We start from the raw sequence: 26,192 nt of genomic DNA on the forward strand, positions 1-26,192 counted from the left end.
CTAATGCAGCAAATGCGGAACGTCATCCTGCTCCGGATCCGCGTTATTTTTATACGGATATCCCGGATCGTAAGGATTCACGTGAATGAATACGTCCGTAACGTGGATGAACCGCTTCATCAGGGTCATCTTGACCATTCTGGCGATGTCGTGGCCTTCCATGACCGTAATGCGCGGGTTAACGCTGATCTTGACGTCGACGATTACATAATGCCCGTGCTCGCGTGCTCTCAAGTCGTCTACGGCGATAACGCCTTTGACCCGCTGCACGGTTTTGAGCAGCTCCTCGGCCTCTTCCTGGTGCAGTACATGGTCCGGTGTCGTATGGATGGTTTCCATCAGCAAGGTGTAGCCCCTTTTTAAAATCATGACGGAAATGACAAGCCCTGCAATCGGGTCCAAATAAACCATATAGCCGATGCCGAAATGTTGGCCGAGCAGCGCTCCGCCAATACCGGCGAAAGCAGCCAAGGAAGAGTATACATCCGAACGATGCTCCCACGCACTGGTAATTAATGATTGGCTGCCGAGCTTTTTTCCGAGTCGGTACTTATATTGAAACATCGCTTCTTTTGCAATAATCGAAATAATGATGGCAATCAGTCCGTACCAAGCCGGAGGCGTTTTCACACCGTAATAAATCGCTTTTGCCGATGAGATGGCGATTTCGATGCCAACTAGCAAGAGAAAAACGGAGACGACGATTGCGGCGGCCGATTCCGATTTGCCGTGCTTATAAGGTCGGTCGTCATTTTGCGGCAGCTTCGCCGCTTTAAGCCCGACCAGCACGGCAACGGAACCCGCCACATCGGAAGCGGAGTGCGCCGCGTCGGCGATCAGCGCCTTGCTGCCCGCCATGTACCCGACAGTGCCTTTCATCAGCGTCAGCAATACATTGCCCACAATACCCGTCCAAGCGGCAAATTCCGCCTTCTGAACCCGCTGTTTTGTCATGTGGCCACTCCTTGATCATTGATTAAGAAAAGCCGCGGAAGCAAAACTTACGCGGCCATTCGTTAACTGTCCGAAGCATTTTCTTTATTTATTACGCGACGGCCTTCTTTTTAGAACTGCCGATCGTTTTGCTTTTCATAATGAGCCAAAGCGGGCTCGCGATAAAGATGGATGAGTAGGCGCCGCTCACAAGGCCGAAGATCATCGCGAGCGAGAACAGGCGAATCGCCGAGCTGCCGAATATGAACAAGCAAACCGCAGCCACGAGCACCGTGATCACCGTGTTGATCGATCGCGACATCACCTGCCAAATGCTGCGGTTGACAAGGTCCGCCAAATCGTCAAACGATTTCACTTTGGCGAAGCGAAGATTTTCACGTATCCGGTCGAAGATAACGATCGTATCGTTGATCGAATAACCGACGATCGTCAGTATCGCGGCGACGAAGGGCAAGTTGACCTCCAGCCGGAAAATCGAAAACAGGCTGACGACGATAAACGCGTCGTGCAGCAGCGCTACGATCCCCGCTACCGCAAACCGCCATTCGAAGCGGATGCTCACGTAGATGATAATCCCGACGCTGGCTATAAGCACGGCATAAATCGCCTTATAAGCAAGCTCCTTTGCAAGCTCGGGGTCCACCGTGTTTTCTTCCTTCGACACTTTATCGCCGAATTGGGATTTAAACGAGCTATCGACCTTGTTTACCTGATCCTGGGTAAGCACCGTGTCAAACCGGGCGGTCACGCGATTGTTCGTCTCTCCGCCTATCGTTACGACAGCCGGTGCGACCCCCGTCCCGGAAATAATCTCCTCGGCCTTTGCCTTTTCGATCGTTTGTCCGACGTTGATATCCAGCGTTGTACCCGCTTTAAAATCGACGCCGTAATTCAAACCGAATATAAGCATCGTGACAATCCCGATTACGGTAACGGCGATGGACAGAGCAAAAAACTTTTTGCGTTGTTTGACGATATCGAAACTAAAGCGCATTGATTTCCGACTCCTTTACCCCATAGTAGCCCGGCTTCGTCGCAATATTGCTGCGAATGAGCAGGTGCAGCAACAAACGGGAGAAGAAGACGTTGGTCACAATACTCACCACAATGCTGAAAATCAGCGTGAGCGCAAAGCCTTGAATCGAACCCGTGCCGAGGAAATAAAGCACCACGGCGGCCAAGATGGTTGTGATGTTGGCGTCCATAATCGTCCTGAACGAGTTGCGCGACCCCGATTTTAGCGAGGACAGCAAGCTTTTTCCGCTGCGCAGCTCATCTTTGATTCTTTCGTAAGTGATGATGTTGGCGTCCACGGCCATGCCCACGCTGAGCACGAAGGCGGCGATACCCGGCAGCGTCAGCGTCGCGTTCATCAAATACGTGACGCCGAGCAGCGCCCACGTAAAGGTGACGATGGATATGCTTGCGATCAGCCCCGGCAAACGGTACAGCACCAGCATAAACACGACGATGAAGATGGAGGCGATGATGCTGGCTTCCACCGTTTGATGCAGCGACAGCTGCCCGAGCGTTGCGCCTACGGACTGCGTATATTTCTCCGTCAGCTTGAGCGGCAAAGCGCCCAGATTGATCGTATCGGCCAATTTTTTTGCTTCATCGTAAGTGTAATTGCCCGTAATGACGGCGTTGCCGTCCGTAATCGGATAGTTGACCCGCGGCGCCGACAGCATGTTCTCGTCCAAATAGATGGCGAGCGTCTGTCCCGTCAGCTTCTCCGTCACCTTGCGGAACTTCTCGGGATCCTTCACCTTGATCTGCACTTCCGGCCGGTTGTTCTGGTCGAAGCCGACCTTCGCCCCGCCCTGCACGAAGTCGCTGCCGACCATCTCTTTCGTTCCGTCCGGTCCGCGGAAGCTCAGCTCGGCAGGCTTTTGCAAAATCGCCCGCACTTCGGTTTCGTTGACTACGCCGGCGATGCGCACGCGGATGCGGTCCTTGCCCTCCGGCGTCACTTCCGGCTCGCTTACCCCCGAAGCGTTCGCCCGCTGTTCGAGCGATCTTGCCGTTTCGCGCAGCGTATCCTGCGTCACGACCCCGCCGGGCTCAATCGGCTGAGCGACATACAAAATCTCGAAGCCGCCCTTGAGGTCGAGGCCAAGCTTGATGTTCTTCAGCAAAGCCGGGCTCGTGAGGCCGATGGCCGCAAATACGATGACCACTATTCCTATAAAAGCCAAAATTCTTTTCATGTCTACAGCGGATCTCCTTCCATAATCAATATTCCTATTATACCCACCGCGAAAAATGGAGTCAAAAAAATGTCGCCCTTTTGATGGAATTTGGCGAAATTTGTTTAAAACAAAAAGCCCGCTTTCATTAAAAGGGGCGGTCTTTATATATGTTCATCGTCATCCAATTCATAAACTGCGTCACCTTCAGCGATAAAATGTCGTTGACGACCCGGTGCAGAGCGGGCATACCGGTTTTATGGTACTTGTCGCTGACGCAGTCCCAAATATCCCTTCCGGTTACCTGTTCGTATCCGAGCATCCGGAATTCCTCGGCCTTGCTGTTGCACATACTCTCGATGACTCCATTCAAATCGGATTCGGATAGTTCTACCGGTTCGTCTTCTTCGGCTTCTTCGCCACTCTCGACGCCGCCCTCCTCCTGCCAGACGGCTGCGGTTTCGGGCTGGGCCGCTTCCGGCAGCCGGTTGTCCGGGGCCGGGATTTCCGCAAGCTTGGTATCCTCATTATCGCCGGCCGCGCTGCCGGGCTGCAGTTGATCGTCCTGTTCCACCGCTCTCGTTCCTCCCGATTATGAGTCTATCTATGTACAATTCGCTGCGTATCCGCGTTTTCCTCTATCTGCATCAACGCCGCCCGGATAAAAATTTTGCATGAGCTTGGACACGTTCCGCATATTCATGGATATATACCTTTCATGTGAGGAAGAAGGAGTTCAAGTGACCAAGCAGTCGTTTATTCAAGGGACTATGATTTTGCTGGCCGCAGGCATCGTCAACCGCATCTTGGGCTTCGTTCCGCGCATCGCTTTACCTCGAATCATCGGTCCCGAAGGCGTCGGCCTGTATCAGATGGGATATCCGTTTCTCATCGTCGTTTTGACGATCATTGCCGGAGGCATTCCGATTGCCATTGCGAAGCTGGTTGCCGAAGCGGAAGCCGAGCACAACGAGGCGCGAATCCGCAGCATCTTGAAAATTTCCCTGGCGATCGCCGGCACGCTTGGCATTTTGTTCACCGCCGCCTGCATCGGCGCCGCGGGCTGGATTACCCGCCATTTGTTTACGGACGAGCGGGTGTATTATACGTTCATCTGCATGAGTCCGATCATTTTGATCGTCAGCTTTTCCGCAGTGTTTCGCGGTTATTTCCAGGGCCGGCAAAATATGATTCCGACCGCGTTATCGCAGGTCGTCGAGACGGCGGTCCGCATCGTCACCGTGCTCGCCTTCGCTTATATGCTGCTCCCCTATGGACTGGAATTTGCCGCCGCGGGAGCGATGATCGGCGTGCTCGTCGGAGAGATTGCCGCTTTGGCCGTTCTTGCGCTGCAGTATCGGGGAGACCGGAGCAGAGCGTTCCCGTTTCCCAAGTCGCATATCGGCACCAAACTGGCGCCAGGCCGGCTGGCCAACCTGAAACAGCTGCTTAAAATCGCCGTCCCGGTAACGGGCAGCAAACTTGTCGGATCCTGCTCCTATTTGTTTGAGTCGATTCTTACCGTGCAAAGCCTCGCCGCCGCCGGAATCGCCACCGCCGTGGCGACCTCCCAATACGGCGCCCTTCAGGGCATGGTCATTCCGATTTTGCTGCTGCCGAGCGCCCTGACCTTTTCGCTCTCGGTTTCGCTTGTGCCGTCTTTATCCGAAGCCGCCGCCAATCAGGACATGAAAACGATCCATTCCCGCCTGCACCAGTCCTTAAGACTGGCGCTCGTCACCGGGGCTCCTTTTGCGACAATCATGTTTGTGCTTGCCGAACCGCTTTGCCTTTACTTATACAACCAGGAGCAGGTCGGCACGATGCTGAAAATGATGGCCCCGGTCGCTTTGTTCATCTACTTCCAGGCCCCGCTGCAGGCGACGCTTCAAGCGCTTGAAAGGCCGGGGAACGCCCTCGTCAATACGCTGGCCGGCTCCGTCGTCAAGCTTGCCTGCATTTATTGGGTCGCCAGCAGGCCGGAATTCGGCATTCTCGGCGTCGTGCTGGCCATCAACCTGAACATCGTGCTCGTTACGCTGCTGCATTTTCAAAGCGTCGTCCGGCTGCTCAAATTTCGCATGGACATGCTGGATTTTCTCAAAGTCGGCGGGGCCATGCTCGTTTCCGGAGTATGCAGCTATTCGGCGATGGGTGCCGATTGGGTTGGAAGCGGCTTTTTTCGCTTCATGCTCTCCTGCTCCGTCGGCGTAGCCGTTTATTTGATGATGATCGTGCTGCTGCGGCTCATCGACAAATCCGATTTGCTCCGCATTTTTATGCTCGGTAAAAAAATATGGCGGTAGCCCGTTTGAGCTACCGCTTTTTATCCAGAAACAGCTTGCCCCGGTGGTCGATCGAACAGAAAAAAACCTCTTTAAAATCTTTAACCCCCCTGGTTTCCAGCTCGCGCTTCAGCCAAAACCTCGTTTTCCCGATCTTCTCGAGATTTTGATCCTGGACTTTGCCGTCCATGATAAGCGGCAGCGGCAGCCCTTCATAGCGGATGGCAGCGGCCGGCTTTTCGGGTTCGGCCGCCGGGACGTTGTCTTTTTTCTCGACCACGGTCAGCTTGCCGGAATTTTCCAAAATCGCAAACTCGACATCGGCCACGTTCATCACCCGGTTTTCTCTGAGCTGCAGCAGCAGATCGTCCAGATTGTAACGGTGGCGCTTCATTTCTTCGCGGTTCAACTGCCCGTTTTTAATGATGTAGCTGGGGTTCCCTTCGAAAAGACGGCGAACGAACTGGCTTTTCAGCGAGAAGTATGCGATCGTCAGTTGGACGACCATCAGCGTAACCATCGGCAAAATCCCCTCGACCATCGGTTTGTTCAGATCCTCCAGCACAAACACGGCGATCTCGGCGATCATGATGGAGATGACGAGATCGAACACGGACAGCTTGCCGATCTCTCTTTTCCCCATCACGCGGAGAATGACAAATACGACTCCATAGATGAACACCGTACGAAAAAAAAGGGTCAACATTTCCATCCATTTGCCCCTTCCTTCTTCAAGTTCATTGGATATTTTGACCTCGAACCGGCCCTGTCATGCAAGGGGAAAACGCCCGATTATTGGCAAACGGCAAAGTGCGCATAACCTGTACTATTTTCCGGTACGGGCCCATACAATGGTGGTAGATGAGCTTGAATTCAGGAGGAAGTCCTATGATTCCGATCAATAAAGTGAAGCAGGTTCGCCCCTCGTCCCCCGTTTTTTCCGGATTGCTGTACGCCCTCGTCACGATGGCGATAGGAACGGTCGTCACCTCGCTTATTTTGTTTTCCACCAGCATGCAGGAATCGTCTTTGCTCGGCTATGCGTACGGAATACACGCCCTCTCCTTATTTGTCGGCGGACTGACTGCCGGCAGGCGCAGCGAAACAAGAGGCTGGTACCATGGCGGGCTGCTCGGCCTGCTCTACAGCACGATCATTTTCATCGTGGCATTTCTGGCATACGACGCCGGATTCAGCAAGCAGACACTGATTTTGCTTGGGCTTACTTTTGCCTCCGGGGCCATTGGGGGGATTATCGGGGTCAATGCGAGGAGATAGTTTGGCCCCCCACCGGGGGACCCCAGGTTTCCGAAGCCGGCTTTGTTCCGCAAAGCCCCTAAGGCGCCCTGTGCGCAATATTGTCAGGTTAACGGGTATGGACGATATCGAGGGTTGAGCCATAGAAAAACCGAATGACACTAGGAATTGTTATAGAAATAGCGGAACCCACGTTCGCTATTCTCGGAAAAATGGGCGGTTTGAAAAAATAGAGGAACTGAGATGCGCTAAATCGGTGATAAATGGCTTGAGGAGCGGAGAAACAGACAAATAGCGCACCTGAGTTCCTCTAATTCCCAAAAATATCCGGAGTCGACCCACTTAGCGAACTATAGTTCCGCTATGTTCCTGCCTAACTTGGCAACATTGCGCATGGGACGCCCTGGACCTGCTCGTAGTACGGGAATGCTCGCTTTACCTTTGGAGCGGCGATGCTGAGAAGTCAGTGCGTGCCTCCGACCGGCGGACTGGAAGGACGTTATTCCACCGACTTGCCGCAGATTAGAGCGGTCCGGAGCGAAATAAGGGTTCCTGAGTCCGTTAATACTTGTAAAACCATGTTTATTGCGGCAATAGGGTACCCGGTCTGGCCACCGTCATCAAGCCATGCCGGCCTTAGCGAAACAAACAAAAAGGACCGGTTCGGGAACGTGTTGTTCCTTCACCGGTCCATTTTGCTGTACATACCGTTTCTTCGTTCCGTTCGCGTAATTGCGAATATACAAAAACAGGTTCCCTTGCGGGAACCGTTTCGGACTACTTCTTCTCCTCGCTGGCTGTCGCCGAGCTCGTGACCGAGTTGACCGCCGAGCGGTCAAACGTCAGCTTCGTCACGTCGTTTACGCGCAATACGACGATATCGTCGGTGATTTCCAGGATGGTGCCGTGCAGGCCACCGATCGTCACCACTTTATCCCCTTTTTTGAGCGAATTCAGCATCATGCTGCGTGTTTTTTGCCTTTTTTGCTGAGGACGAATAAGCAGGAAGTAGAGCACAACAAACATGAGCACAAGCGGGCCGTAAGTGACCAGCATGCCTTCAATACCGGTTCCTGCCGCAGCAGCCGGTTCTTCTGCCAAAAAACGCATCGATTTCCCCCCTTTCCGTTACTTTATTCACCGTCGTTTGTCTAAAATCGATCTTTAAAATCCTTTGCTGTTCTCGTCGATGCCGTATTTGGCGAAAAATTCATCGCGAAAATCGAGCAGCCGGTCTTCCTGAATCGCCCGGCGCACTTTCCTCATCAGCTCCAGCAAAAAGTGCAGATTATGGTACGTCGTCAGCCGAATGCCGAACGACTCGTCCGCTTTGATGAGATGGCGGATGTAGGCGCGCGAGTAGTTGCTGCACGTGTAGCAGCTGCATTCCGGATCGAGCGGGCCGAAATCGTCGGCGAATTTCGCATTGCGCACGACAAGTCTGCCCGAGCTAGTCATCACCGTACCGTTGCGGGCGATACGTGTCGGCAGTACGCAGTCGAACATGTCGATGCCGCGAATCGCGCCTTCCACAAGTGCATCGGGCGAGCCGACGCCCATCAAATACCGCGGCTTATTCGCCGGAAGCAGCGGAACCGTATAGTCCAGCACCTCATACATCAGAGGTTTCGGTTCGCCTACGCTAAGTCCTCCAATAGCATACCCCGGGAAATCCATGGAAGTCAACTCGGCCGCGCTTTGCTTGCGCAGATCCTCATACATGCCGCCCTGTACGATCGCAAACAACCCCTGGTCGTGCGGACGGGCATGCGCCTTCAGGCATCGTTCCGCCCAACGGGTTGTCCGCTCCAGCGACTGCTTGACGTAATGGTGCTCGGCCGGAAAAGGCGGGCATTCGTCGAACGCCATCATGATGTCCGAACCGAGCGCGTTTTGGATTTCCATCGCTTTTTCCGGTGAAATAAACAGCTTGTCCCCGTTCAAATGCGAGCGGAACTCGACGCCCTCCTCGGTGATTTTGCGCATCTCGCTGAGGCTGAACACCTGGAAGCCGCCGCTGTCGGTCAAAATCGGGCGGTCCCAGTTCATGAACTTGTGCAGCCCGCCCGCCGCCTTCACCAGCTCATGCCCGGGGCGCAGAAACAGATGGTACGTATTGCTCAAAATGATGTGGGCGTCCATCGCCTTCAGCTCTTCCGGGCTCATCGTCTTGACCGTCGCCTGCGTCCCGACCGGCATAAATGCCGGCGTATCGATTACGCCGTGCGGCGTATGGACCCTTCCGAGACGGGCGCCGGATTGCTTGCATGTTTTAATATATTCGTAAGTAACAGCCATCATGATCACTTCTCTCTAGTAAATAAACATCGCGTCGCCGAAGCTGAAAAACCGGTACCGTCGCTCGATCGCTTCCCGGTAGGCGGCCAGCACCCGCTCTCTCCCGGCAAGCGCGCTGATCAGCATCATCAGCGTCGACTTCGGAAGGTGAAAGTTCGTCAGCATCGCGTCGATCATTTGAAATTCGTAGCCGGGATAGATGAAAATGCTCGTCCAGCCCTGGCAAGCTTCAAGCTTACCGTCCTTCATATGGTCCCTCGCCGCGGTTTCCAGCGTCCTCGTCGACGTCGTGCCGACAGCGATCACACGGCTCCCCCGCGCTTTCGCCTCGTTGATGAGATCCGCCGCTTCTTGCGGGACGCGGTAAAATTCCGCGTGCATCTCGTGCTCCTCCACCTTGTCCACCGATACGGGGCGAAACGTGCCAAGCCCGACATGCAGGGTGATATAGGCTAGTTTTACACCTTTTACTACGAGCTTATCCAAAAAAGGTTTCGTAAAATGCAGCCCGGCCGTCGGAGCGGCCGCCGAGCCCTCATGTTTCGCGTACACGGTTTGGTAGCGCTCTTTTTCCGGAAGCTGCTCCTTGATGTAAGGCGGCAAAGGCATGGACCCCAGACGGTCCAAAATTTCGTTAAAAATGCCGCTGTACCGGAAACGGACGATACGTCCCCCCATGTCGTTTTCTTCTTCGACGACGGCGGACAGCATCGGTTCTCCCATTAATTGTCCGTCCGCCGTTTCGGGCCCGAAATCGATCACGGTGCCCGCTTTCAATCTTTTGGCCGGACGAGCCAGCGTTTCCCAACGGTCGTCGCCGAGCTGCTTCAGCAAAAGCAGCTCGGCTTTGGCGCCGGTGTCCCTCTTGACACCAAAAAGCCGGGCAGGTATGACCCGTGTATCGTTCAACACGAGCACATCGCCGGCTTTTACATAGTTTAACAAATCTTCAAAATGTCCGTGCCGCACCTCTCCCGTTTCCTTGTTCAGCGTCAGAAGACGGGAGGCGGTCCGGTCCGCGAGCGGCGTCTGGGCGATCAGTTCCTCAGGCAGCTCGAAATCAAACAAATCCACGTTCATACGGTCTTCATTCCTTATCGATATTAACCCCGACGTAATAGGTTTGCAAAATTTTTATGTAGTCGTAGCCGAGCTGCGCATAGCCTCTCGCTCCCCATTGGGACATCCCCAGCCCGTGGCCGTTGCCGGTTCCTTTAAACGTAACGGTAAACGGACCGCTCTGCCCTTGCTGGGGTTGGGTTTGGGACTGCGGTTGTGTCGGCCCCTTCGCAGGAGCCAGCGGTTTGACCTCGCTGTTCCCGTTAATGGCATAGAGCTTTGCCGCATCCGCCTTTTGCACCTGCTGGCCTGCGCCCAGCACATACACCGGCGGCGAAGCGGCACCGTTTTCAGCGGATCCGCCGGTTCCCCCTATAGTATAACTTCCCGATACTTCGATTTCAAACCGCGTGCTCGGAAGTCCCCCGAACAAGCTGCGCAGACTGTCCGGGTAAGGCACCTTCAGCACCTGGCCGTTCGCCTTCATTTCCGTCACCCTGCCGGATGGCCCGCGCGCCGTTATTTCCAGCCTTTCGAGTTTGGAAATCGGCGTGGCAAGCGCCGAATTGATTTTCGCAAGCAGCTCGTCCGCCGTAAAAGGCCCCCGGGTCCACGAGTAGGCACCACCACCACCGGATTCTTTGCTTTGATCCGTCACAGCAAAGCGGTCTCCGGTATTCACTTTCGCCAAGGAAGGATTTTCCGTTCCCGGACCGGACCGCACGTTGACGTTGGTGCCGGTCGCTTCGTAAATCGGAAGCCCGGCGTCGTTTTTTTGCCCCGTCGCCCGCACATAATCGGAATGGATATAGCCGGAAGTGCCGTTTGCGAGCGTGACGCGGTACCAGGTCGGCTGGGTCGGTTTGGTCGTTTCGGCTCCTTCATCGGGACTCGGCACGCTTTTTAAATAGGAAATCGGCTTGCCCCAGACCTCCACCGGGTCTGCGGTCATGCCGCCGGCATTGGAAAAGAAATACGGAGTGATAAGTCCGTCCTTATCGGTCAGCACCTCGCCTTTTGTCGCGTTCACCGCATCGACGACCGCCGGGGCTTCGGCAGCCATCCCTTTGTACACCTGGTCCGCGGTCGAATCCGACACATGGGCGATGCCGTATTTGTTGCCCGACTTCAAGGCGTAGGTGCGCGCCGCCACCGCCTGCGCTTTGAGCGCTTCGGCCGGCCAGCCGGCGCCGAGCTCCGAGCCGACGACAGAGGCGACGTAGTCCTCGAAAGGCAACTCGTTGACGACGGCCAGCTTGCCTGTCAGCACGGACAGCTCGAGGCTGCCGCGGTAAGCGCGTCCCGATTTTTCGGCGATCTTGATCCCCGGCTCCCGCGGGGTCGCCGCCAATTTGGCCGTTCCTCCGAGAACGAACTGACTCAGCGCGCTCCCGGCTTGTCCGGCCGCCGCCTCGGTGCGCTTGATCACGTATGCGGCATTCGCGCCCAGCGGCTGCAGGCTCACGTTCGGCAGCGCCTTGCCTAAGGAGGATTTCAGCGCATTCAGCGCATCCGCATCCGCTTCGTTTCCGACCAGCACCGCATAAGATACGGCGCCGCCGTTATCGAGGCAGGCGACACTCGCCGCAAATCCGGCCTGCTCGATCGCCGCCGCCTGACTCACCGCCTCCGCCTCCGTAGCATACGTTCCGGCGTTCCAATGAAGCGCTCCCGCCACATAAGGCGCGAACGAACCGATCGACTGTGCGACCGCCGCTTGCTTGGAAAGCGAATCTTTGGCGGAAGCGGCCGTCTCCTTCGTCGGATACGGACCGGCATAAACCTGATACAGAGGTTGGCCGGTCTTTTGCCTGATGATGATGCCGGCAGGCTTGTCCGCCTCGTCCAGCTTTTTGTAAAGCGTCTGGGCACCGGACGCATCGCCCGTCTCCAGCAGCACGACGTAAAATTGATCGGCCATCGCCTTGGCCAGCGTCAAGCCCGCATCGATCGGCTTCAAGCCGCCGTCGCTTTTCAGCGCGAGGTCGAAGCTTTTATCCGCAGATATCGTTACAAACGGCGTTGTCTGACTGAACTTTCCGGTATCGATAAACAAGGCCACGCGGATTTGCTCCAGCTTCGGCACGGCCGCCTCGGCCCGTACAGTTGGCGGCATGTAATTCATCGCCAGCAGGATAGCACACAATGACAAAAACAAACGGCGAATCGGCAGCATAAAAAAATAAAAGCCCCCTTCATAAGGTGTCTAAAAAAATTAGACTCCGGGGGACAGGAAAAAGTTTCTCTTCTAATTAAGTTCATTTTTCAGTCGTTCTGATTGGGGCGCGGCAATCCCAGATGGTCGCAAGCCTGCGGCGTAATCATCCGCCCCCGGGGCGTCCGCTGCAAAAAGCCGATCTGCAGCAAATACGGCTCGTATACGTCTTCGATCGTTTGGCTCTCCTCGCCGATCGTCGCGGCGATCGTATCGAGTCCGACCGGACCGCCTTGAAAATTCAGCACAATGGCGCGCAGCATTTTATGATCGATCTCGTCGAGGCCGAGATTGTCCACCTGGATGTGACGCAAAGCGGTTTTGGCGATGTCGAGCGTAATGATGCCGTCGCCCTTCACCTGGGCGAAGTCGCGCACCCGCTTGAGCAGCCGGTTGGCGATACGAGGAGTACCGCGCGAGCGCATCCCGATCTCCCTCGCCGCTTCGCCGACAATCTGCACCTGCAAAATGTCCGAGGCCCGGCTCACGATGTAGGAGAGCTCGTCAACCGTGTAAAACTCGAGCCGGCTGACAACCCCGAAGCGGTCCCGTAAGGGCGCGGACAAAAGCCCCACCCGCGTCGTCGCCCCGATCAGCGTAAACGAAGGCAGATCGAGCCGCACCGAACGGGCGCTCGGCCCTTTGCCGATGATGATATCGAGCGCGAAATCCTCCATCGCCGGGTACAGCACCTCTTCGACGGTGCGGTGCAGCCGGTGGATTTCGTCGATAAAGAGCACGTCGCCTTCCTGCAAATTCGTAAGTATTGCCGCCAAATCGCCCGGGCGTTCTATCGCCGGTCCCGACGTCGTCCGAATGTTCACGCCGAGCTCGTTGGCGATAATGTTGGACAGCGTCGTTTTGCCGAGGCCCGGCGGCCCGTACAGCAACACATGATCGAGCGCTTCCTTGCGCATTTTGGCCGCTTCGATGTACACTTTCAGGTTTTCCTTGGCCTGGCTTTGGCCGATATATTCGTTCAAATACCTCGGGCGGAGGCTGAGCTCCGTCGTGTGGTCTTCCATCATCAAATGGGCCGAAATAATGCGGTCTTCCATCGGTTATTCCTCCCGTGCTACACTCCCTGATACAGCGCCTGCAGCGCCAGCTTCATCGCCGTATCGACGGTATCGCCGTCCTTCAGCTTCGCCTTGATCGCCTGGCCCGCCCGGTCGGCTTCCGCCTCGGTGTAACCGAGCGCCATCAGCGCTTCCTTCGCTTCCGCCCACACCCCTGTGCCGGCTCCGCCGGCAAGCATCGGCTCGCTAGCCGCCGCTTGAGCAATGGCCGCTTCCGCTCCAGCCCCGAACAAGCTGCCCAGCTTGTCTTTCAGATCCAGCACGATGCGCTGCGCCGTCTTTTTGCCGATGCCCGGAAGCCGGGTTAAAAACGCCAGGTTCTCCTGCTGGATCGCCGCCACAATCACTTCGGGGCGCCCGCCGGACAAGATGCCGATCGCGACCTTCGGGCCGATGCCCGTCACCTCGATCAGCCTCCGAAAAAGCGACTGCTCCTCCCGGCTTAAGAACCCGAACAGCAAATGCGCATCCTCGCGCACGTTATAATGGATGTACATCGTCACTTCTTCGCCGTCTTTATGCTGAACGGCATACGGATTGGCGCAAAACACGCGGTACCCGACGCCCTTCACGTCCAACACCACATAATCCATCTCTCTATGTGCAACTGTTCCCCGCAAAAAATCGATCATCGCTTCGTTACCTCGTTTATTTTTTGATGCAGCGTGGAGGAATGGGCATGGCAAATCGCCACCGCAAGAGCGTCCGCCACGTCGTCGGGTTTCGGAACGGCGGACAAATGCAGGAACATCTTGACCATCTCCTGCACCTGGCGTTTCTCCGCTTTGCCGTACCCGACGATCGCCTGCTTCACCTGAAGCGGCGTATATTCGGCGATCTCAAGACCTCTCTGCACGGCGGCGAGCATCAGCACTCCGCGGGCCTGCCCAACCGTCAGCGCCGTCGTGACATTCCGGTTAAAAAACAGCTTCTCGATCGACATCGCATCCGGCTTGTATTTGTCAATCAGCTGCAGTGTCGCCTCATAAATGCTTTTCAGCCGCAAAGCCGGGTCGGTATGCGCCTCCGTTTGAATGCTGCCGTACTGCACGGGGACAAGCCTGCTCCCCTGTTTATCGATAAACCCGAAGCCCACGATGGCGATGCCCGGGTCAATCCCCAATATTCTCATGCCGCACACTCTCCCATGAACATGAACCGAAACCGCGATCGTCCGCGAAGCAAACGCGAACATATGTATTCTATATGCCATTATAGCAGAGAAGCCCAAAAAGGGATAGCCCGATATCGGCTATCCCTTATGCTGCATGGCTATTCACATATGCGGTTCCGTCATCGCCTTCTCCGTTTCCTCTACGGCATAGTCGCTGAACGTCGAAATGACGCTGTTGTACTCCTCGAGATCTTTTACGCGAATCCCGCTGTACAGCTGCTTGACCGTATCATGCGGAAGGCTGCTTTCGAGGTGCGATATGTTGAGCTGAAAAAAGGTGCGGATGACGTTCTCCTTGCCGGGCACGCCGTTAAACAAAGACAGGTTGCCCTTGTCGTCAAGCCCGAAATATGCGGTATCCTTGCACTGCGGCGACAGATCGTCGATTTTTTCGACAACGTACACTTTGCCGGAGGCATCCAGCGATACTTCCAGCTGCGGATGCTCCTTGTAATAGTTCGAAATCTCTTCCGGGCTCATCGTCCCGAGACTGCTGATTTCTTCCCCGCACACATACGATTTCTTGTAAAACGTTTCCCTGCTTTCTTTCCCTTGCTGAATAAGCGCCAGCTGCTCCTCCGATTCATTCGGCGTTTGCCGGGCCTGAATGTGGCTGAACACGCTTTGATCTTTCCGATCGGCATCGTAGCTTGTCCAATCCACGGAGCCATTCCGGTAGACGACGGCCGAAACAGCGCAGAGCAAAAGGACAATCAGACCGAACGCCAAGGTGCGGCGCCTCATTCGCAGCTTTTTCTTCAGTTGTTTGAGCCAGCCCCGAAACATCATGTCAATCCCCTCTACTTTGTGTTTATGTGATGGACACTACGTTTTTAACTATTTTTCCCAACCCTTCGGCATAATATACCTGGCTCGACCCAACGTTTGTGAACAAATCCTTTCCTTGAATCGGGCTCCCGGGTATCCGGCAAAAGTTAGCTGCGCACAACATTAAAAAAGCTGCCTCCTGAAACGGGCAGCTTTTCGTGTTTTACCGGCTAAGCCAAGGCGTGTTTTCACGAACGCGGCGCACCGGCTTCTTTTTTCTTTTTTTCACGGCGCTGACGACGGTCTTTTTCTTAGTTTCCGTGGCGGCAGCTTTTTTCGAGGAGACGGAGGCGACCCCGTTTTGATCTCCTTCACCTTCACGGTCGTCTTTCCGGTTGCAGCCGCAATCTTCCTTCGCCGGTTGGAACGGATTCACCCCGTAAGGATACGCACCGGGAGCGGCATACGGCGGGAAACCGGGGTTCGGGTAATGCCCGGCAAACGGCGCGGCCGCCGGATACGAGGACAGCTGCGCTTCGGGGTAGGGATAAGACTGCTGCGGGTAACCGGACATCATGCCCGGATGCATCGCATACATATGAGCAAAATCGGCTGCGGTCGGTCCTCCGCATCCGCAGTCCGCGACGGGGCCGTAATGCTGCGCGAGCGGCATCATCGGATACGGCGGCTCGTAATGGCCGTGGTCGAACGGCTGCTGGAAATGATGCATCTGCGGCAGCTCCGGTTCTTGCCAATGCACAGGGCCGATGCCCGGGTATACGTTTGGTTCGGGGCACTCTTTTTCCTGATAAACGTTAACTTCCTGTTCATGAATCGACACTTCCACCGCCGGCACCTGATACTGTTCGAAAGGATGTATCGACGGCAGCTGCGGAATCGCCGGCTCGATGACGGGAAGCTGAGGTTTCGTATGATCGACCATCGGCTCTACGGCCGTATACTCCACCTGCGGCAGCGGGGTCGGTTCCGGCATCTTGACGTGGCCGACTTCCGGCATCGGCATCGGCTGGACAGGAGCAACCTGGGGCTCCGTGATGTATCCCGTATCCTTTTTATGATGCCCGGGAGATCCGTGGATTTGTCCATGGGAGACATGCCCGTGCGATATATTTCCATGGGACACATTCCCTGGGGATACATGCCCGGGGGACATATGTCCGTGAGACATATGTCCATGAGACGTATGCCCGTGAGATATATGTCCGTGGGACGTATGTCCGTGGGATATGTGTCCGTGGGACATATGCCCGTGAGACATGTGCCCCTGAGACATGTGCCCCTGAGACATATGCCCGTGAGGCATATGCCCGTGGGATACATGCCCATGCGAGACATGGGATGGTTCGTGATGCTGCTTCAATTTCGGGATATATACGACATCGCCTGTCAAAAGAATGTTCGGATTTTTCAAATGCGGATTGGCTGCGATCATATCGGCGAGAGGGATCCCCCATGCTTTGCCCAGCTTCCAGAGCGTATCGCCTTGAACAACCACGTGTTTATACAAATAATCCGCAGGCGGCTCCACCGGCTTCGGGCCGGTCGGGATTTTTACTTTCATGCCCACATCGATCACATTCGGATCGGCAATTTGCGGATTGGCGGCGATCAGCTTCTCCAGATCGACGTTGTATTTTTGGGACAGCTCATACAACGTGTCGCCTTTTTTGACGATATGGATTTTCACTGCTTGTAACCTCCTAAATGTATTTTGCCTGAAACCGGCTTTCTCAGCGGTGCGCCGGAATAATAACAGTACAGTGTATGCAGCAGATGGGCATTTGTACCTTACGAAAACAAAAAAATCCCCGATCTCTCGCTCTCTGGGAGCGAGCAGACCGGGGATTTTCCCGAGCTGTGCGTTATTCGTATACTTTGACGCCGTCCACTTGCACGATTTTGCGGAATTCCTGCAGCAGATGCGTCGTGATCGGGCCCGCCTTGCCGGTGCCGATGATCCGCGCGTCCACTTCGCGTACGGCGATAACCTCGGCGGCAGTACCGGTAAAAAACACTTCGTCCGCCACGTAGACGTCATGCAGCGTAAAAGGTTCTTCCTTGATCGTATACCCGACGCGGCCGCAAATTTCCATGATGGCTGCGCGGGTAATTCCTTCGAGGGCGCCGCAGTAGCATGGAGGCGTATACACGACGCCGCGTTTGACGATGAATATATTATCGGATGAGCCTTCCGCCACATATCCTTGCGAGTTCAGCATGATCGCTTCGCCGACGCCCGCGAGGTTCGCCTGGATTTTCGTCAAAATATTGTTCAAATAGTTAAGCGACTTGATTTTCGGGTTCAGCGCATCCGGAATATTGCGGCGAGTGGAGACGGAGACGGTTTTGAGGCCGTTCACGTAAGCTTCTTCCGGGTAGATGGCAAGCTGCTCGACGATGATGATCACCCATGCCTTCGGAGAGCGGCGGGGATCAAGGCCAAGGTCTCCGGGACCGCGGGAAACGACGAGACGAATATAGCCGTCCTTCAGACCGTTGCGGCGAATCGTTTCCACGAGCGCGGCTTGCATTTCATCGTAAGACAGCGGAATATCCAGCATGATCGATTTGGCGGAATCGTAGAGCCGGTCCAAATGTTCCTTGCATTTGAAAATGTTGCCGCCGTAAATGCGGATGCCCTCGAATATACCGTCACCGTAAAGAAAACCGTGGTCGTATACCGATACCTTCGCATCCTCTTTCGTAACGAATTCCCCGTTTAAATAAATCCACTGTGCCATATTGCGGCTGCACCTCCTGAAAGTTGTATTGCCTCGCAAGCTTCGCTATATGGAAAGCTTGGCGGTTAACCTTGCTCCTGCTCATAAGAATAGGTGGGGTAGCATCCCAAAATGCGGACCTGGCAGCCGAGCGCCCGAATTTCTTCCAACGCGGCCGGCAGCAGTACGGATTCCAAAGATCCTTCGATATCGATGTAAAAATAATAGCTGCCGAGTTTCTTTTTGGTCGGACGCGACTCGATTTTCGACAGGTTGATCCGCCTCCAGGCAAACGCGGAGAGCACCTGGTGCAGCGCACCCGGAAAGTCTTCCGGCAGAGTAACCAAAATCGTCGTCTTGTAGCGGTCCGTTTCCTTCAGCTTCGGTTTCTCGTTGCCGATCAGCACGAAGCGGGTATAGTTGTTGCGATGGTCCTGGATATTTCCCGCCAAAACATCGAGCCCGTACACGGCCCCGGCGGCAAGCGGACCGATCGCCGCCACATCGGGGGTGCTGATCTCCTGGACAAGCCTGGCCGCTTCCCCGTTGCTGCCGACCAGCTCCAAATCGGCATGCGGCAATTGATTTTTCAAAAACCCTCTGCATTGGGCCGGCGTCACATGGTGCGAGTAAACTTTCTTGATCCGGCCGAACGCCGCGGCGTCATCTTCTCCGGGAATCCGCTTTCCGAGCAGACAGACGGATATCGGGTATACCCATTCGGCCTGAATGGGCAGCTCGACTTCGTTGACCAGCCAGTCCACATGAAGCAGGACCGACCCTTCGAACGTATTCTCGATCGGAATAACGCTAAGGTCGGTCTTGCCGGAAGCCGTCGACATAAAAACGTCGTCGATCATTTTACAGCCCACATACTCGAACGAATCCCGGCCTAAAAAGTAATGAGCCGATTCCTCGGTGAAGGTGCCCGGACCGAGTAAGGCGATACGCTTCATGCCCGGACCTCTCCTTTAATGTTTTCGAATAATGTACTACTTTCGTCAAAACCTGTCAACACTTGGACGCCGCCGCGGTCCGGCTGCAGCCACATCGTGCGGGCTCCGATATTTTCCTTGCCGAGCGTCTCCAGCAAAAACCGCTCCAGCCCCGCCTTCTCCGGGCTTTCGCGGTCTACGAGCGCAAGCAGCGTCGGCCCTGCGCCGCTCAGCGCGGCCCCCAGCGCGCCGTGCTGCGTCGCTTCGCGCAAAATCGTATCCATGCCGGGGATCAGCGCGGCCCGGTAAGGCTGATGCAGCGCATCCTTCATCGCGCGCGGTATCATCTCCAGATTGCCCGTGCACAGCGCGGCCACGAGCACCGACGAATGGCCGACGTTGAATACGGCATCTTTCATGGACAGCTGCCTGGGCAGCACTCCGCGGGCTTTTTCCGTCGACAGCTGAAACTCCGGAATCGCTACAAGCACTTCCAGCCGTTCGCTAGGTTCGATCCGGATATGCTCGGCGCGTTCCCCGTCCCAGAAGGCGACGACAAGGCCGCCGAACAAAGATGCGCCGACGTTGTCGGGGTGCTTCTCCAGCGCGGTCGCCATCTGAAACAGCTCGTCGCGGCTGAACGGACTGCCGATCAGCGCATTGGCGGCGGCAAGGCCGCCGACGATCGCCGAGGCGCTGCTGCCCATGCCGCGGGTGAGCGGGATGTCGCTGTACATCCCGATATACAGCTCGGGGTGGCTGACGCCCGCCTTGGCGAATACCATCTGCGCCACTTCATATACCAAATTCGATTTATCCGCCCGTATCCCTTTCATCTGCTCGCCGAACAGCTCGATGCGAGTCTCCTCGGCGATGCCCATCTCGATCCAGGCGTATACGTCAAGCGCCATGCCCAGCGTGTCAAAACCCGGCCCGAGGTTGGCCGTGCTGGCCGGAACTTTGACGCGAACTTTATTGTGTGCCATGCCGTCTGCTCCTCTTAGCCTTCCAGCTTCTTGATCGCTTCCATAACCGCCTGCTCGGAGTCTTGAACGACCATCGGCTCCGCGCTCACGCTCTTGATCGCAATGTTCGGATCCTTCAGACCGTGACCGGTAAGCACGCAAACGACGGACTGGCCTTTGCTGAAATATCCTTCCTGCTTCAGCTTCATGACGCCGGCGATGGAGGCGGCGGAAGCCGGCTCGGCGAAGATGCCTTCGCGGGCGGCGATCGTTTTGTACGCGTGCAAAATTTGCTCGTCGGTCACGAAGTTGATCTGCCCGCCGGAATCTTTCGCTGCGGCAGCGGCTCCCTGCCATGTCGCCGGGTTGCCGATGCGGATTGCCGTCGCGATCGTCTCCGGATTCGGAATCGGCTCTCCGCGCACGATCGCCGCTGCGCCTTCCGCTTCGAAGCCGATCATTTTCGGCAGCGACTTCGAGATGCCTTTGTCGTAAAATTCCTTAAAGCCTTTCCAGTAAGCGGTAATGTTGCCGGCATTGCCGACCGGGATCGCCAGGTAGTCCGGCGCTTTGCCGAGCTGCTGCACGACTTCGAATGCGGCCGTCTTTTGCCCTTCGATCCGGAACGGGTTCACCGAATTCACCAGCGTGATCGGGTGCTTCGCCGTAATTTCCCGCACGATTTCGAGCGCGCGGTCGAAGTTGCCTTCGATTGCGATGACCTTCGCGCCGTAAATGATCGCCTGCGCCAGCTTGCCGAGGGCGATGTTGTTGTTCGGGATCAGCACGATGCAGTTCAAACCGCCGCGCGCCGCATAAGCGGCCGCCGCCGCGGACGTATTGCCCGTCGAAGCGCACATGATCGTCCTGCTGCCTTCCTCCATCGCTTTCGCTACGGCCATCACCATGCCGCGGTCCTTGAACGAACCGGTCGGGTTCAGCCCTTCGTATTTAAAATATATGTCCAGATCGAGCTCGGCGGACAAATTTTCCGCGCGCACGAGCGGCGTGTTGCCTTCCTGCAGCGTCAGCATCGGCGTCTTGTCAGTTACCGGCAAATATTCCTTGTACGTGTGCAAAAGTCCCATGTATCTCATTGGTTTCGTTAGCCCTCCACTCGGTATACGCTCTTGATGGCATGGACGACGTCCAGCTGCTCGAATTTTTTCAGCACTTTCTTCATGCTCGCCTGGTTCGCTTCATGCGTGATGATGATGATTTCCGCATTCGGGTTGCTCGGATTCGGATGCTGCAGCACCGATTCCAGGCTGACGTCATATTCGGCAAACACCTGCGTAATTTGCGCAAGCACGCCCGCTTTGTCCGCCACATGCAGCAAAATATACTGCTTCGCGGAGATCTGCTCGTCGGTCTTCAGCTTCTTCTCCTTGTACGGCACGAACGCGCGGCGGCCGCCAATGCCCAGCTTCACGTTGCGCACGACGGCGACAAGATCGGCCACGACGGACGTCGCTGTCGGCATTTCGCCGGCGCCAGGGCCGTAAAACATCGTCTCGCCGACCGCTTCGCCGTATACGTAGACGGCGTTAAACACGCCGTTCACGGAAGCGAGCGGATGCGACTGCTTCACCATCGTCGGCTGAACGCTGATGCTGATCAGATCGTCCTGGCGCTCGGCGATGCCGAGCAGCTTCACCTCATAGCCGAGCTTTTTGCCGTAAGCGATGTCCTCCTTGGACACCTGCGAGATGCCCTTGACGGAAACGTCCGCTAGCGCGACATTCGCGCGGAAGCCAAGCGTGCCGAGAATCGTCATCTTGCGCGCCGCGTCGAAGCCTTCCACGTCGGAGGTCGGATCGGCCTCGGCGTAGCCGAGCGCCTGCGCTTCCTTCAGCACATCCTCGTAAGCGGCGCCTTCCTGGCTCATCTTGGTCAAAATGAAGTTGGTCGTCCCGTTGACGATACCCATGATTTTCGTGATGCGGTCCGACGAAAAACCTTCGATCAACGTGCGAATAATCGGAATGCCCCCGGCCACGCTCGCTTCGTAAAACACGTCGCAGCCTTTTTCGGAAGCTTTGGCCAAAATTTCAGGTCCGTGCAGCGCCATCAAATCTTTATTCGCCGTCACGATATGTTTTCCTCTTTCCAGAGCTTCGAGAATGTACGTTTTGGCCGTCTCGATGCCGCCCATCACTTCTATAACGACGTCGATATCCTCATTTTCGATCACGTCGCGCGGATTGTCGGTCAATTTATCGCGGCTGATCGGAATGTTTCTTTGTTTGGACAAGTCCTGCACCAAAATTTTGGCGATTTCAATCGGGGCCCCCGTCTGGCTGAGCAAATCGTCCTGATGGTTTTCCACGATGCGCACGACGCCGGTTCCTACCGTTCCGAGTCCCAATAATCCTACCTTGATCGGTTTCATCTCGTACCCTCCCGAATGTAATATGTAAACGCGTTTTGGTTATTCACGCCGCGTTTTACTCTTTGTCTACCCTTGCCCGATCAGCGACGCCCGGCGGACGCCGTCCTGATCCCGAAGTTTCTCCAGCAGCACGGCGAGCTGCTCGCCCATCATGCTCGTATCGACGGAAATCACCACGTTAGCCATGCCCTGCAGCGGGATCGTTTGGTGAATCGTCAGCACGTTGCCTTCGAGACCGGCGATCATCGCCAGCACCCGGGACAAAATGCCCGCGCGATGCTCCAAATCCATCGAAATGGTGACGATGCGCTCCCTCTCCAGCCGGTTCAGCGGAAAAACGCCGTCCTTGTACTTGTAAAAAGCGCTGCGGCTCAGGTCCACTTTATCCACAGCTTCGTGAATCGTCTTGACTTCTCCGCGGGCCAGCAGCTCCTTCGCCTGAATCGTCTTCAGCAGCGCTTCCGGCAGCATATCCTCTCGCACCAAATAGTAGCGCTCCTGCTGCGTTTCTTTGGACTCCGTAGGCTTGCGTTCCAGCACACTATCAGTCCTCTCCGGAAAGACGATTGTTTTCGTCATGTGGACATTATACAGGAATCGATTGCTTACGGCAATAGGCAAATCGGTGAACGACGACCCCTATCCATAGCTTGCCCGTACGGAACATGGTAAAGTAGTGAAGGGAGTTTCCGAATCCGAGTCAAAGTGAGGCGTTGTCCGTTTGATCCGCACAAGAATTATTTCTGCCGCCATGCTGTTTTATGAAAACGATCTGCTGATGATGGAACGTTCTCTAACGCGCACGCTGAACCCCGGCATGTGGGCCGTCGTCGGCGGGCACCTGGAGCCTTCCGAAATCAGCGACCCGAAAGCGGCATGCCTGAGGGAAATCGAAGAGGAAACCGGTCTGACGCAGGACGATATCCGTGATCTGAAGCTGCAATATATTTTGCTCCGCCTGAACCGGAATGAAGTGCGCCAGCAGTTTATATACACGGCCACAGCTCTTAAACGGGAAGTAGCGCAGACCGACGAGGGCGATCTCCACTGGATTCCGCGCGAAGATGTGCTGAACCGTGACATCCCGTTTATATTCCGCTCGCTCCTGGCCCATTATTTCGAAAACGGGCCGTCTCCCCATATTTGGGTCGGTACGGCGGGAATCGATGACTCCGCAAACCCGATCGTCCGCTGGACGGAGCTTATAGACCCCGGCGTGTAAGCGTCGTACCGGGGGCAAAGTTTTAAATATTGATAATGATTATCATTTCCGGACATAATAGGATTAGTTTCCCGAAAAAAAGAGGAGGTTGCATGGCAACACTCCTCAGATCGATCTTAAATTTTAGGTTCGAAAGTTTTGCAATCCGTTTCCTCCGAATTCGACGCTTGCTTGCTGCGGCTGACGACATAAATGGAGGAAGCGTTGCACTTGTTGTTCGCTCCCCAGTATTTGCACGAATTCACTTCGCAAAGCACATCTTTGGCCATGGCCTCTTTCACCTCCTTTTGTTTAAGGATGGTCGAAAGAGGCGTTTTATTATGCATGACCCGGGTTTAAAGTCTTATTACGCCTCGGCACCGCCGGCCGGAGGGGTAAACGTCCGTTTGGCCAGCTCGGCGTCGAGCATGTAAAAAGCGTTGCTGTCGTTATCGATCCGCCGCAGCTTCTGGATGATGCTGTCGAACGTCGCTTCTTCCTCCACCTGCTCATCGATGAACCATTTCAAAAAGTTGATCGTCGCATGTTCCCTTTCGTTCCAGGCGTCGTCGGAAAGGTCGTAGATGCGTTTCGTCACGGTTTTTTCATGCTCGTACGCCTGCTCGAATGCATCCAGCAACGAGCCGTACTCGTTGACCGGAGCTTTCATGCCGTCAATGAGCGCGCGCTTGCCGAGCCGGTTGATGAAATGGTAAATTTTCATGGCGTGAAACTTTTCTTCCTCGGCCTGTACGATGAAAAAATTGGCGAATCCGTCGAAGCTTTCCGCCGAGCAGTACGCCGCCATCGCCAAATAGACGTGCGAGGAATAAAACTCATAGTTCATCTGTTCGTTCAGTTTCTGCAGCAATTGGTTAGAAAGCATGGATTCTCCCGCCTTATCTCACAGTCTCTCGATTAGTTTAACTAATACGTCTGCCAAGCATTCCTCGAACGTTACACAACCTGATTGAAATAATATTATTGCAAAAAGGCGTTCAGCATCCAAACATGCTTTTCCAGCTCGGTATGGATGGCCAGCAGCATATCCGACGTCGTTTCGTCGCCGGTCTCTTGCGCGAGCGCCATGCCTTCCTTCAGTTCCCCGATGACGGTTTTATAGTCATGGACGATCGCCGCAACCATTTGTTCCGCCGTTTCATGACCGCTTGCCTCCTGCACGCTGCTGATCTCCAGATACTGCTTCATGGTGGCGATCGGTGCGCCTCCCAAAGCGAGCACCCGTTCGGCAAGCTCGTCGATGTGAAGCGCCGCTTCTTCGTACAATTGCTGAAACTTCGCATGAAGCGTAAAAAACTGCGGTCCTTTGACGTTCCAATGATAGTTGTGCAGTTTAACATAAAGCACGTTCCAACCGGCAATTTGACGGTTTAACGCTTCGACGACCCGGCTCATGTTCATTCATCCTTTCTCTATCTGAAATGGTATAATCCTATCTTACACCATTTGGTTATTTAAATCAATTATTATTTTATAATTATTATAAATAAAAGACCGCTCATACGAAAGCGGCCTGTTCTGTCAATTCGCCTGCGCCCTCGGCATAAAATCGGATTTATTGCTGAGCTCCCGCCATTTGTTCAGCAGCTTAAGCGCCTCTTTCCGCTGCAGCAGCGAGCGGGCCAATTGAAACCCTTCTTCGTAAGAAGCGACTTTATCGAACCAATACAGCCGCAAGCCTGCGTTGAAAATAACATGCTCCCTCTCGTTGCGTATGTCCGTCGCGTCGTCGCCCTGCACGATCCGCTGGATCAGCTCAAGCTGATCCTCCTTAGTCATTTTTTCAAGAGGCTGACCTTGAAAGCCGAATGTCGCCGGATCGATGCTCGTCGATTCGTCCCCCCAAGGCGTCACCTTGCGCACGGCGCTCGATTTGTAGATCGGCAAATCTTCCGAACCTTCGATGCCTTGAACGATGTATGCCGTCTCGAAACCGGATTTCGGAAGCAGCTGGATAAGGTGGTCCATCGCCGTTTTATGGTTGACGCCGATAATCGTGCTCAGCGAATGCACCGGATTGATCACTTTCTCCACCGTGTTAAGAAATGTCCTCAGCCCCATCTGCTCCCGTACATGGCGCACCCGGCCGAACGGCGGGCATATCAAATCCGTCCAAATAAAACCGATGTTCAGCTGCACAAAAATTTTCTCCCACGACATCGCCTCGAGCTCCACTCGGATGCCAAGCCCCTCCAGCAGCTCCTTGATCGACTGCCCGAGCTTCGGAGGCAGCGATTCGCTCCCGTGAAGCACCTGGGGAAACCCGACCGAAGCGAGAAGCAGGCTGACCGGAATCGTCACCGGAAAATAGTGGCGGCCGTCATACGGACCCGCACTGTTCAGCGAATGGGAAAACGACCGGAAAGGAAGCGAATATTTGCGGAACACATCGATGAAACCCATCATCTCATCGTCCGCTTCTCCCTTCATCCGCATCGCCATTAAAAACGCCGCCGTCTGCACATCCGTGGATTCCCCCCGCGCTATCGCATGGGCGGCGGCGACGGCCTCGTCGTAGGACAGGTTGCGGGATCCTATTTTGCCCGTACCTACCGCTTTGATCCATTGTTTCATGTGGTCACCTGCTTTCTGGAGTTTATAGGATGAAACGCCAAAGTTCGCAAGCCAAAATCAGGCTTACGAACCTACGTTCGGGACC

At 55.3% G+C, this 26,192-nt stretch carries 27 protein-coding genes; 3 read left to right on the forward strand and 24 right to left on the reverse strand.

The annotated features are described in order from the left end of the window. The 4 genes from MYS68_RS19055 to MYS68_RS38860 form a co-directional block, all read right to left on the reverse strand. Entirely contained in the window at positions 1-954 is a 954-nt protein-coding gene (locus MYS68_RS19055; RefSeq protein WP_248927364.1) for a cation diffusion facilitator family transporter, read from the reverse strand. Between the two features lie 91 nt (positions 955-1,045). After that, a complete protein-coding gene (secF, locus tag MYS68_RS19060) occupies positions 1,046-1,948 on the reverse strand; it encodes a protein translocase subunit SecF (protein WP_248927365.1) in 903 nt (300 codons plus the stop codon). Further along, positions 1,938-3,164 carry a protein translocase subunit SecD gene (secD, locus tag MYS68_RS19065; protein WP_248927366.1) on the reverse strand — a complete coding sequence of 409 codons (1,227 nt, stop codon included), beginning with the start codon at positions 3,162-3,164 and terminating at the stop codon, positions 1,938-1,940. Before secD ends, secF begins: the two co-directional genes overlap by 11 nt. 127 nt (positions 3,165-3,291) lie before the next feature. Then, the gene (locus MYS68_RS38860) at positions 3,292-3,717 is read right to left on the reverse strand and encodes a post-transcriptional regulator (RefSeq protein ID WP_338043587.1); all 426 of its coding nucleotides are present in this window, start codon (positions 3,715-3,717) and stop codon (positions 3,292-3,294) included. 166 nt (positions 3,718-3,883) lie between these two features. Between MYS68_RS38860 and spoVB the strand changes: the two genes are divergently transcribed. Continuing rightward, a complete protein-coding gene (gene spoVB / locus MYS68_RS19075) occupies positions 3,884-5,449 on the forward strand; it encodes a stage V sporulation protein B (protein ID WP_248927367.1) in 1,566 nt (521 codons plus the stop codon). Positions 5,450-5,459: 10 nt separating this feature from the next. Here the strand turns inward: spoVB and MYS68_RS19080 are convergent, their stop codons facing one another. Continuing rightward, the gene (locus MYS68_RS19080) at positions 5,460-6,140 is read right to left on the reverse strand and encodes a DUF421 domain-containing protein (protein ID WP_248927368.1); all 681 of its coding nucleotides are present in this window, start codon (positions 6,138-6,140) and stop codon (positions 5,460-5,462) included. A gap of 176 nt (positions 6,141-6,316) precedes the next feature. On the opposite strand from MYS68_RS19080, the gene MYS68_RS19085 reads away from it, so the two are divergent. Continuing rightward, a complete protein-coding gene (locus MYS68_RS19085) occupies positions 6,317-6,706 on the forward strand; it encodes a TIGR04086 family membrane protein (protein WP_248927369.1) in 390 nt (129 codons plus the stop codon). A 756-nt stretch (positions 6,707-7,462) separates the two neighbouring features. Here MYS68_RS19085 and yajC read toward each other — a convergent pair. The 15 genes from yajC to MYS68_RS19160 form a co-directional block, all read right to left on the reverse strand. After that, positions 7,463-7,795 carry a preprotein translocase subunit YajC gene (yajC, locus tag MYS68_RS19090; protein WP_420852140.1) on the reverse strand — a complete coding sequence of 111 codons (333 nt, stop codon included), beginning with the start codon at positions 7,793-7,795 and terminating at the stop codon, positions 7,463-7,465. A 54-nt stretch (positions 7,796-7,849) separates the two neighbouring features. After that, the gene (tgt, locus tag MYS68_RS19095; RefSeq protein ID WP_248927370.1) at positions 7,850-8,986 is read right to left on the reverse strand and encodes a tRNA guanosine(34) transglycosylase Tgt; all 1,137 of its coding nucleotides are present in this window, start codon (positions 8,984-8,986) and stop codon (positions 7,850-7,852) included. Between the two features lie 12 nt (positions 8,987-8,998). Beyond that, complete coding sequence (gene queA, locus MYS68_RS19100; RefSeq protein WP_248927371.1) at positions 8,999-10,063, reverse strand: tRNA preQ1(34) S-adenosylmethionine ribosyltransferase-isomerase QueA; 1,065 nt, start codon at positions 10,061-10,063, stop codon at positions 8,999-9,001. Positions 10,064-10,070: 7 nt separating this feature from the next. After that, positions 10,071-12,218 (reverse strand): SpoIID/LytB domain-containing protein, encoded by a 2,148-nt coding sequence (locus MYS68_RS19105; RefSeq protein ID WP_248927372.1) that lies wholly within the window; start codon positions 12,216-12,218, stop codon positions 10,071-10,073. An 89-nt stretch (positions 12,219-12,307) separates the two neighbouring features. Next, positions 12,308-13,315, reverse strand: a complete 1,008-nt coding sequence (ruvB, locus tag MYS68_RS19110) for a Holliday junction branch migration DNA helicase RuvB (RefSeq protein WP_248927373.1) — start codon at positions 13,313-13,315, stop codon at positions 12,308-12,310. 17 nt (positions 13,316-13,332) lie between these two features. Then, positions 13,333-13,968 carry a Holliday junction branch migration protein RuvA gene (gene ruvA, locus MYS68_RS19115; RefSeq protein WP_248927374.1) on the reverse strand — a complete coding sequence of 212 codons (636 nt, stop codon included), beginning with the start codon at positions 13,966-13,968 and terminating at the stop codon, positions 13,333-13,335. Further along, positions 13,965-14,468 carry a crossover junction endodeoxyribonuclease RuvC gene (ruvC, locus tag MYS68_RS19120; RefSeq protein ID WP_248927375.1) on the reverse strand — a complete coding sequence of 168 codons (504 nt, stop codon included), beginning with the start codon at positions 14,466-14,468 and terminating at the stop codon, positions 13,965-13,967. The genes ruvA and ruvC overlap by 4 nt, the downstream gene beginning before the upstream one ends. A gap of 144 nt (positions 14,469-14,612) precedes the next feature. Continuing rightward, a complete protein-coding gene (locus tag MYS68_RS19125) occupies positions 14,613-15,299 on the reverse strand; it encodes a BofC C-terminal domain-containing protein (protein WP_248927376.1) in 687 nt (228 codons plus the stop codon). A gap of 202 nt (positions 15,300-15,501) precedes the next feature. Beyond that, complete coding sequence (locus MYS68_RS19130) at positions 15,502-16,986, reverse strand: LysM peptidoglycan-binding domain-containing protein (RefSeq protein WP_248927377.1); 1,485 nt, start codon at positions 16,984-16,986, stop codon at positions 15,502-15,504. A gap of 175 nt (positions 16,987-17,161) precedes the next feature. Next, on the reverse strand, positions 17,162-18,040 hold the full coding sequence (gene ilvE, locus MYS68_RS19135) for a branched-chain-amino-acid transaminase (protein ID WP_248927378.1): 879 nt from the start codon (positions 18,038-18,040) through the stop codon (positions 17,162-17,164). Positions 18,041-18,105: 65 nt separating this feature from the next. Further along, the gene (gene pheA / locus MYS68_RS19140) at positions 18,106-18,975 is read right to left on the reverse strand and encodes a prephenate dehydratase (RefSeq protein ID WP_248927379.1); all 870 of its coding nucleotides are present in this window, start codon (positions 18,973-18,975) and stop codon (positions 18,106-18,108) included. Then, positions 18,972-19,940, reverse strand: a complete 969-nt coding sequence (thrB, locus tag MYS68_RS19145; protein ID WP_248927380.1) for a homoserine kinase — start codon at positions 19,938-19,940, stop codon at positions 18,972-18,974. The genes pheA and thrB overlap by 4 nt, the downstream gene beginning before the upstream one ends. Positions 19,941-19,954: 14 nt before the next feature. Then, complete coding sequence (gene thrC / locus MYS68_RS19150; RefSeq protein ID WP_248927381.1) at positions 19,955-21,016, reverse strand: threonine synthase; 1,062 nt, start codon at positions 21,014-21,016, stop codon at positions 19,955-19,957. A gap of 8 nt (positions 21,017-21,024) precedes the next feature. Next, complete coding sequence (locus tag MYS68_RS19155; protein ID WP_248927382.1) at positions 21,025-22,311, reverse strand: homoserine dehydrogenase; 1,287 nt, start codon at positions 22,309-22,311, stop codon at positions 21,025-21,027. A gap of 66 nt (positions 22,312-22,377) precedes the next feature. Beyond that, entirely contained in the window at positions 22,378-22,851 is a 474-nt protein-coding gene (locus tag MYS68_RS19160; protein WP_338043588.1) for an ACT domain-containing protein, read from the reverse strand. A gap of 181 nt (positions 22,852-23,032) precedes the next feature. Between MYS68_RS19160 and MYS68_RS19165 the strand changes: the two genes are divergently transcribed. After that, a complete protein-coding gene (locus MYS68_RS19165) occupies positions 23,033-23,533 on the forward strand; it encodes an NUDIX domain-containing protein (RefSeq protein WP_248927383.1) in 501 nt (166 codons plus the stop codon). Between the two features lie 116 nt (positions 23,534-23,649). On the opposite strand, the gene MYS68_RS19170 is transcribed toward MYS68_RS19165, so the two are convergent. The 4 genes from MYS68_RS19170 to MYS68_RS19185 all read right to left on the reverse strand — a co-directional run bounded on the left by MYS68_RS19170 (position 23,650) and on the right by MYS68_RS19185 (position 26,107). Beyond that, positions 23,650-23,802, reverse strand: coding sequence for a DUF1540 domain-containing protein (locus MYS68_RS19170; RefSeq protein ID WP_248927384.1), 153 nt, complete (start codon positions 23,800-23,802; stop codon positions 23,650-23,652). 77 nt (positions 23,803-23,879) lie between these two features. Beyond that, entirely contained in the window at positions 23,880-24,398 is a 519-nt protein-coding gene (locus MYS68_RS19175; protein ID WP_248927385.1) for a ferritin, read from the reverse strand. A gap of 95 nt (positions 24,399-24,493) precedes the next feature. Beyond that, positions 24,494-24,928: a Dps family protein gene (locus MYS68_RS19180; RefSeq protein WP_420852141.1), complete on the reverse strand. Its 435-nt coding sequence runs from the start codon at positions 24,926-24,928 to the stop codon at positions 24,494-24,496. Between the two features lie 126 nt (positions 24,929-25,054). Continuing rightward, on the reverse strand, positions 25,055-26,107 hold the full coding sequence (locus MYS68_RS19185) for an anthranilate phosphoribosyltransferase (protein ID WP_248927387.1): 1,053 nt from the start codon (positions 26,105-26,107) through the stop codon (positions 25,055-25,057). Positions 26,108-26,192: the final 85 nt, after the last annotated feature.

Source organism: Paenibacillus hamazuiensis, from assembly GCF_023276405.1.
In the GTDB taxonomy this organism is placed as follows: Bacteria; Bacillota; Bacilli; order Paenibacillales; family NBRC-103111; genus Paenibacillus_AF; species Paenibacillus_AF hamazuiensis.

What these genes read in the sequence shown, in the direction of transcription:
- MYS68_RS19055 (WP_248927364.1), bottom strand. Translation starts at nt 954, where the DNA reads ATGACAAAACAGCGGGTTCAGAAGGCGGAATTTGCCGCTTGGACGGGT.
- secF (WP_248927365.1), bottom strand. Translation starts at nt 1,948, where the DNA reads ATGCGCTTTAGTTTCGATATCGTCAAACAACGCAAAAAGTTTTTTGCT.
- secD (WP_248927366.1), bottom strand. Translation starts at nt 3,164, where the DNA reads ATGAAAAGAATTTTGGCTTTTATAGGAATAGTGGTCATCGTATTTGCG.
- MYS68_RS19080 (WP_248927368.1), bottom strand. Translation starts at nt 6,140, where the DNA reads ATGGAAATGTTGACCCTTTTTTTTCGTACGGTGTTCATCTATGGAGTC.
- MYS68_RS19085 (WP_248927369.1), top strand. Translation starts at nt 6,317, where the DNA reads ATGATTCCGATCAATAAAGTGAAGCAGGTTCGCCCCTCGTCCCCCGTT.
- yajC (WP_420852140.1), bottom strand. Translation starts at nt 7,795, where the DNA reads ATGCGTTTTTTGGCAGAAGAACCGGCTGCTGCGGCAGGAACCGGTATT.
- tgt (WP_248927370.1), bottom strand. Translation starts at nt 8,986, where the DNA reads ATGATGGCTGTTACTTACGAATATATTAAAACATGCAAGCAATCCGGC.
- queA (WP_248927371.1), bottom strand. Translation starts at nt 10,063, where the DNA reads ATGAACGTGGATTTGTTTGATTTCGAGCTGCCTGAGGAACTGATCGCC.
- MYS68_RS19105 (WP_248927372.1), bottom strand. Translation starts at nt 12,218, where the DNA reads ATGCTGCCGATTCGCCGTTTGTTTTTGTCATTGTGTGCTATCCTGCTG.
- ruvB (WP_248927373.1), bottom strand. Translation starts at nt 13,315, where the DNA reads ATGGAAGACCGCATTATTTCGGCCCATTTGATGATGGAAGACCACACG.
- ruvA (WP_248927374.1), bottom strand. Translation starts at nt 13,968, where the DNA reads ATGATCGATTTTTTGCGGGGAACAGTTGCACATAGAGAGATGGATTAT.
- ruvC (WP_248927375.1), bottom strand. Translation starts at nt 14,468, where the DNA reads ATGAGAATATTGGGGATTGACCCGGGCATCGCCATCGTGGGCTTCGGG.
- MYS68_RS19125 (WP_248927376.1), bottom strand. Translation starts at nt 15,299, where the DNA reads ATGATGTTTCGGGGCTGGCTCAAACAACTGAAGAAAAAGCTGCGAATG.
- ilvE (WP_248927378.1), bottom strand. Translation starts at nt 18,040, where the DNA reads ATGGCACAGTGGATTTATTTAAACGGGGAATTCGTTACGAAAGAGGAT.
- pheA (WP_248927379.1), bottom strand. Translation starts at nt 18,975, where the DNA reads ATGAAGCGTATCGCCTTACTCGGTCCGGGCACCTTCACCGAGGAATCG.
- thrB (WP_248927380.1), bottom strand. Translation starts at nt 19,940, where the DNA reads ATGGCACACAATAAAGTTCGCGTCAAAGTTCCGGCCAGCACGGCCAAC.
- thrC (WP_248927381.1), bottom strand. Translation starts at nt 21,016, where the DNA reads ATGAGATACATGGGACTTTTGCACACGTACAAGGAATATTTGCCGGTA.
- MYS68_RS19155 (WP_248927382.1), bottom strand. Translation starts at nt 22,311, where the DNA reads ATGAAACCGATCAAGGTAGGATTATTGGGACTCGGAACGGTAGGAACC.
- MYS68_RS19170 (WP_248927384.1), bottom strand. Translation starts at nt 23,802, where the DNA reads ATGGCCAAAGATGTGCTTTGCGAAGTGAATTCGTGCAAATACTGGGGA.
- MYS68_RS19175 (WP_248927385.1), bottom strand. Translation starts at nt 24,398, where the DNA reads ATGCTTTCTAACCAATTGCTGCAGAAACTGAACGAACAGATGAACTAT.
- MYS68_RS19180 (WP_420852141.1), bottom strand. Translation starts at nt 24,928, where the DNA reads ATGAGCCGGGTCGTCGAAGCGTTAAACCGTCAAATTGCCGGTTGGAAC.
- MYS68_RS19185 (WP_248927387.1), bottom strand. Translation starts at nt 26,107, where the DNA reads ATGAAACAATGGATCAAAGCGGTAGGTACGGGCAAAATAGGATCCCGC.